The organism is Intestinibacter sp., assembly GCF_051866655.1.
Classification (GTDB): Bacteria; Bacillota; Clostridia; order Peptostreptococcales; family Peptostreptococcaceae; genus Intestinibacter.
On the sequence record NZ_JBJDXL010000133.1, the window covers coordinates 1 to 6,153 of the forward strand.

Here is a 6,153-nt window from a genome sequence, read left to right on the forward strand (position 1 = left end):
ATCCTGCGAGACTTAACCTCTCGTACCGGTTCGATTCCGGTCTTCGGCACCATATAAGTATAATATCGCGGAGTGGAGCAGTTGGTAGCTCGTCGGGCTCATAACCCGAAGGTCGGAGGTTCAAGTCCTCCCTCCGCAACCAGTAATATGGCTCATTGGTCAAGAGGTTAAGACACCGCCCTTTCACGGCGGTAACAGGGGTTCAATTCCCCTATGAGTCACCAATAAATGGGATCATAGCTCAGCTGGGAGAGCACCTGCCTTACAAGCAGGGGGTCACAGGTTCGAGCCCTGTTGGTCCCACCATATGCGGCCTGGTAGTTCAGCTGGTTAGAATGCCAGCCTGTCACGCTGGAGGTCGAGGGTTCGAGTCCCTTCCAGGTCGCCATAATTAGCGGGAATAGTTCAGTGGTAGAGCGCAACCTTGCCAAGGTTGAAGTCGCGAGTTCGAATCTCGTTTCCCGCTCCAAAATATGTGGGTGCATAGCTCAGCTGGATAGAGCAACGCCCTTCTAAGGCGTGTGTCCGGGGTTCGAATCCCTGTGCGCTCACCAATCGGAAAAGTTTCACATTAGTGAAACTTTTTTTTTGCTTAAAAACAAATTATAATCCTTATATAATAATGTTGTTATTTGGTTGAGTGTTTAATATATAAATTATAAATTTTATTTTAAAGTTTTTCTTACAAAATTGTGTATAATTTGTATATAGTTAGATTAATATAGTATAATACAAAGTGAAAAGTTAAAAGATAGAAATAAGTATATGATATAAAAAAACTAATTAAATAGGAGGATGATGTGATGTCCGATTTAAATAATTTTTTTAATAGTTTTATTAGTATAATATTAAAAATGAGCATATATGATGTTGTAGATATAGCAATAGTTGCCTATATTTTTTATAAAATATATATGTTTATAAAGGATACTAGAGCAGAGCAAGTTTTTAAAGGAATAGTAATTTTACTATTAGCGACGCAAATAAGTGATTTATTTAAGTTACATACTCTATATTGGATTTTAGTAAATGCTATAGAGGTAGGGGTTATAGCTGTCTGTATAATATTCCAACCTGAATTGAGAGCAGGATTTGAGTACATAGGTAGAGCTAATTTTAAATTATTTGAAAAAAATAATAAAAAAGAAGAAGATTTAGAGCTTAATAAAATGATAGAAGAAATAGTAGAAACATTATATTCTCTTTCTAGACAAAAAATAGGGGCTCTTATAATTATGGAAAGAGAAACTAAGATATCAGATATAATCAACACAGGGACGACTATAGACGGAGATGTTTCGAGACAATTATTGATAAATATATTTATACCAAATACGCCACTGCATGATGGAGCAGTTGTTATCAGAGATTATAAGATAAAGGCTGCGGCTTGTTTTCTTCCATTAAGCCAAAGTAAAGATTTGACAAAGGACTTAGGGACTAGACATAGAGCAGGTGTTGGAATTAGTGAGGTTTCGGATTGTTTGACTTTGATTGTTTCAGAGGAAACTGGAGAAGTTTCAATTGCAAAATCAGGTAAGCTATATAGAAATATCGCTAAAGAGAGAATGTCAAATATTCTTAAAAACAATTTGAGAAAAAGTTCAACTGAAAAAACTTTATTTAAAGGTGGTATATTTAAATGATAGAAAGATTAAACAAAAATTTAAAAATAAAAATGATAGCTTTGTTAAGTGCAATTGTACTTTGGATGTATGTCATGGCTGTTGTAGATCCAGAAGATACAAAGTTATACGAAGATATACCTATTACTATAACTAATTTAAATGAAATAAATGATTTAGATTTAGTTGTAGACCCAGATGAGGAGTTAGTTGCATCTGTGTATGTTAAGGGTAATTTATCGGATTTACAAAAGATAACCGCAGAAAATATAAATGTCTACGGTACTGTAAATCATCCAATAGAGGGGCAAAATCAATTGTATCTAAGAGCAAGTGCTAGTGACAAGGTTACGACAGATTTTAAATCAGATACTATTGTTATAAATTTAGAAAAAGTAATAGAAGAAGAAAGAGATATAACAGTAAATATAACTGGAAAATATGCAGATAATATAGATACTGTTAAGTTACAAAATGAAAAAGTAAAAATTTCAGGTCCTAGAAGTAGAATAGAATCTGTAAAATATATACAAGCAAGTTTTACTGCTGATAAGGAATATTCTAGTGCTTACACAGCAGATCTAACATTAGAGGCATTGGATTCTAATAAGAAAAAAGTAAGCGATGTAAATTTAGAGTTTGACACAGTTAGTGCACAAATATCTTTTTTAAAGCAAAAAGAAGTTAAGGTAAATCCTGTATTTAGTAATTCAAGTTCAGATTTAGTTGAAGGTCAAGACTTTACTTTGTCACCTGATGTTATAACTATAAAAGGTAAAAGTGCTGACATAGATAATATAGACTCTATAAATACAAATACTATTGATATCAATGATTTTGAATCAAATAGTAAAGAAATAAAATTACAACTACCAGAAGGAGTTACTTGTGATAAAGATAGTGTAACTATAAATATGTCAAGTGAAAGCAGTTTAGTAGACACATTTACATATTCTGGAAATGAACTTAGTTTACTAAACAACAGTGATGAAAATATATCACTTGATAATTTTGATATTCCAAATACTATAAAAGTTACTTTAAAATACGCTCAGAATTCACAAAAAATATCTAAAGATAATTTAAAATTATATATAGATTTAAAGGAAGGCTTTAGTTCTAACAAACAATATCCGATTGTTTACAGAGATGCAGAGGTCAAGAGCATATCTATTGACCCAAGCTACGTTACATCGAAATAAGATTAAATGTTAAAAAACAAATATATTAATTGATAATTAAATATAAAAAGTAACAAATAAAAGACAATAGGTAACTTATCTATTGTCTTTTTTCTTTATAAGTATTAAAATAATTCTATGACAATTTTACGATTTTGAACAAAATCGCTTGAAATGTCTATTATATAAGAATATGAATTTTATTAAATATGAGAATAGATATTAATAATTTGTAAGAAAGATTTTTAAATTTTATTGATATAATAACTATTAAGGTTTTCATTTTGGAAGGAGACTTTTTATGAGAAAGTATTTTGGAACTGATGGAGTAAGAGGAGTAGCTAATAAAGAGCTTACTTGTGATTTAGCGTATAAATTAGGTAGAGCAGGAGGATATGTTCTAACTAATACAGAATATAAAGTAAAAGTAGTTGTAGGTAAGGATACAAGACAATCAGGAGACATGCTAGAAGCAGCATTAATAGCTGGTTTAATGTCTGTTGGATGTGATGTAATAACAGTTGGAGTAATACCTACACCAGGAGTTGCATATTTAACTAGAAAATATGGAGCTGACTGTGGTGTTGTAATATCAGCATCACACAACCCTATGGAAGACAATGGTATCAAATTCTTCAACAAAGATGGATTTAAACTAGACGATGAAATAGAATTAAAAATAGAAAAATATATTGATAATATAGAAGAAATAGATTATAATCCTATAGGTGAAAAAGTTGGTGTAAAAATTCACAAGCATACAGCAACAAGTGACTATGTAGATTATTTAAAATCTATAGTAAATGCAGATTTAACTGGATTAAAAGTAGTATTAGATTGCGCAAATGGAGCATCTTATAAGGTTGCACCAGCGGTTTTCAAGGAATTAGGAGCTGAAGTAATAGATATAAATACTACTCCTAATGGTAAAAATATAAACGACAAATGTGGTTCAACTCATCCAGAAGGACTTCAAAAAGCCGTTGTAGAAAATAAAGCTGATTTAGGTCTTGCATACGATGGAGATGCTGACAGATTAATTGCAGTAGATGAGACAGGCGCAATTGTAGATGGAGATCATATAATGGTTTTAGGGGCTGTTTATCTTAAAAATAAAAATAAACTAGCTGACAATACATTAGTAGTAACTACAATGAGTAATATGGGACTTCACGTCGCAGCTAAGGAATATGGTATAAAATTAGCTGTTACAGATGTTGGAGATAGATATGTAATAGAAGAAATGAAAAAACATGGATATAATTTAGGAGGAGAACAATCAGGACATATGATTTTCCTAGATTATAATACTACTGGAGACGGAACATTGAGTTCATTAATCGTTTCTAAAATTGTAAAAGAAGAAGGCAAAACTTTATCAGAGTTATCAGCTCTAATGACAACTTACCCACAAGTTTTAATAAACGTGGAAGTCAAAAATGAAGTAAAAAATAAATACATGGAAAATGAAGATGTAAGAGCTGAGATAGAAAGACTTGAAAAGCTTATGGATGGTACAGGTAGAGTCTTAATAAGACCATCTGGTACACAACCATTAGTAAGAGTTATGTTAGAGGGTAAAGATGAAGGTCAAATAAGAGAGTTAGCTCAAGGGTTAGCAGATCTTATTAAAGAAAAATTAGCTTAAGAAAACTATTAAAAATAAAAAATATATTTTAGATTAAATAGGTAAATATGCTAGTCATTAAATAATATTTGCATAAATTTTAATAATTGATAAAAATAGGGTGTAAAACTGCGGTTTTATTGCAGTTTTATTCCCCATGTTTATATTCACAACTGAATAATTGATATCAAGTCTGAAAAATATTATGTTTATGACAGCATAGGAATATATCTTAAGTTAATTGTAAATACTAGAATAAAACTAGGATTTACTTAAGCGCCAGAACTTAATTTTTTAATTAAGTTGACGAGGTCAGAGTTAATCGAAATATCGGCGGATGCTCTGCGGTGTGCCACCATCGAAGGATTTCTACAAAGTATGAGAGTAATCTCATTAAACAAAAGGAAACCCATGTGGATTGACCCGAATCTTAAAAATATATAAATTAATATTTTTTAGGAGGACACAAATTATGTGTGGAATAGTAGGATACTTAGGTAACAGACAAGCAACAGATGTTTTAGTCGATGGACTATCAAAATTAGAGTACAGAGGATATGACTCTGCAGGTGTAGCAGTAAACAATGGAAAAGATAACTTAGAAATTAGAAAATTCCAAGGTAGATTAGCTGTACTTGCTGAAGATTTACAAAAATCTCCAATAGAAGGGCATTTAGGTATAGGTCATACAAGATGGGCTACTCATGGTGTACCATCAGACGAAAATGCACATCCTCATTTTAATGAAGATCAAACTATAGCAGTAGTTCACAATGGTATAATAGAAAACTACTTAGAATTAAGAGCTGAATTACAAGCTGAGGGATATAATTTTAAATCTCAAACAGATACAGAAGTAGCGGCTCATATGATAAGCAAATATTACCAAGGAGATCTTTTAGATGCAGTTTACAAAGCTACAGCTAGATTCAGAGGAGCTTATGCATTAGGTGTTATATGCACAGATAATGATAAAGAATTAGTAGCAGTTAGAAAAGACAGTCCATTAATAGTTGGATTAGGCGAAGGAGAAAACTTCATAGCATCTGATATACCTGCAGTATTAAAATACACAAGAAAGGTTTACTACTTAGAAAATGGTGAATATGTTCACATAACAGCAGATAAGGTTGAAGTTTTAAACGAAAACAGAGAAGTAGTAGACAAAAAAGTAAACGAAATAACTTGGGACGTTGAAGCAGCATCTAAAGGCGGATACGACCATTTCATGATAAAAGAAATATATGAACAACCAGAAGGTACTAAAAATACTCTAATGAGAAGATTAGATGAAAATGGTGAAATCAAATTAGACGATATAGATATAACTAAAGAACAATTAGACAAAATAAATAAAATCTATATAGTAGCTTGTGGTACTGCTTATAATGCAGGACTTGTTGGAGCTCATGCAGTACAAAGATTCTTAAAGGTTCCTGTAGTAACTGACATAGCTTCAGAATTTAGATACAGCGATCCATTTATAGATGAAAATACACTAGTTATATTAGCTAGTCAATCTGGTGAAACTGCTGATACACTTTCTGTTTTAAGAGAAGCTAAAGCAAAAGGAGCTACAGTTTTATCAATAGCTAACGTTGTTGGTTCTTCAATAGCTAGAGAATCAGACTACACATTATATACTTGGGCTGGTCCAGAAATAGCAGTTGCTTCTACAAAAGCTTACACTTGTCAAGTAACCTTACTTACTATGCTTACT

General features: G+C 31.8%; 4 protein-coding genes and 6 tRNA genes. All 10 read left to right on the forward strand.

All coding sequences use genetic code 11. The features are described 5' to 3' along the window. Positions 1 to 66 precede the first annotated feature (66 nt). Positions 67 to 142, forward strand: a tRNA-Met gene (locus ACI3VO_RS03750). A gap of 7 nt (positions 143 to 149) precedes the next feature. Beyond that, positions 150 to 224, forward strand: a tRNA-Glu gene (locus ACI3VO_RS03755). 6 nt (positions 225 to 230) lie between these two features. After that, positions 231 to 306, forward strand: a tRNA-Val gene (locus ACI3VO_RS03760). Positions 307 to 311: 5 nt separating this feature from the next. Then, positions 312 to 388: transfer RNA gene (locus ACI3VO_RS03765), tRNA-Asp, on the forward strand. Positions 389 to 394: 6 nt separating this feature from the next. Next, positions 395 to 469: transfer RNA gene (locus ACI3VO_RS03770), tRNA-Gly, on the forward strand. A gap of 8 nt (positions 470 to 477) precedes the next feature. Further along, positions 478 to 554 (forward strand) — tRNA-Arg (locus ACI3VO_RS03775). A gap of 249 nt (positions 555 to 803) precedes the next feature. Beyond that, positions 804 to 1,646 carry a diadenylate cyclase CdaA gene (gene cdaA, locus ACI3VO_RS03780; RefSeq protein ID WP_439756642.1) on the forward strand — a complete coding sequence of 281 codons (843 nt, stop codon included), beginning with the start codon at positions 804 to 806 and terminating at the stop codon, positions 1,644 to 1,646. Next, positions 1,643 to 2,827 (forward strand): CdaR family protein, encoded by a 1,185-nt coding sequence (locus ACI3VO_RS03785; RefSeq protein ID WP_439756643.1) that lies wholly within the window; start codon positions 1,643 to 1,645, stop codon positions 2,825 to 2,827. Before cdaA ends, ACI3VO_RS03785 begins: the two co-directional genes overlap by 4 nt. 280 nt (positions 2,828 to 3,107) lie before the next feature. Next, positions 3,108 to 4,454 carry a phosphoglucosamine mutase gene (glmM, locus tag ACI3VO_RS03790; RefSeq protein WP_439756644.1) on the forward strand — a complete coding sequence of 449 codons (1,347 nt, stop codon included), beginning with the start codon at positions 3,108 to 3,110 and terminating at the stop codon, positions 4,452 to 4,454. 451 nt (positions 4,455 to 4,905) lie between these two features. Then, the coding region (gene glmS, locus ACI3VO_RS03795) for a glutamine--fructose-6-phosphate transaminase (isomerizing) (protein WP_439756645.1) at positions 4,906 to 6,153 on the forward strand (1,248 nt) is incomplete at its 3' end.

What these genes read in the sequence shown, in the direction of transcription:
- glmM (WP_439756644.1), top strand. Translation starts at nt 3,108, where the DNA reads ATGAGAAAGTATTTTGGAACTGATGGAGTAAGAGGAGTAGCTAATAAA.
- cdaA (WP_439756642.1), top strand. Translation starts at nt 804, where the DNA reads ATGTCCGATTTAAATAATTTTTTTAATAGTTTTATTAGTATAATATTA.
- ACI3VO_RS03785 (WP_439756643.1), top strand. Translation starts at nt 1,643, where the DNA reads ATGATAGAAAGATTAAACAAAAATTTAAAAATAAAAATGATAGCTTTG.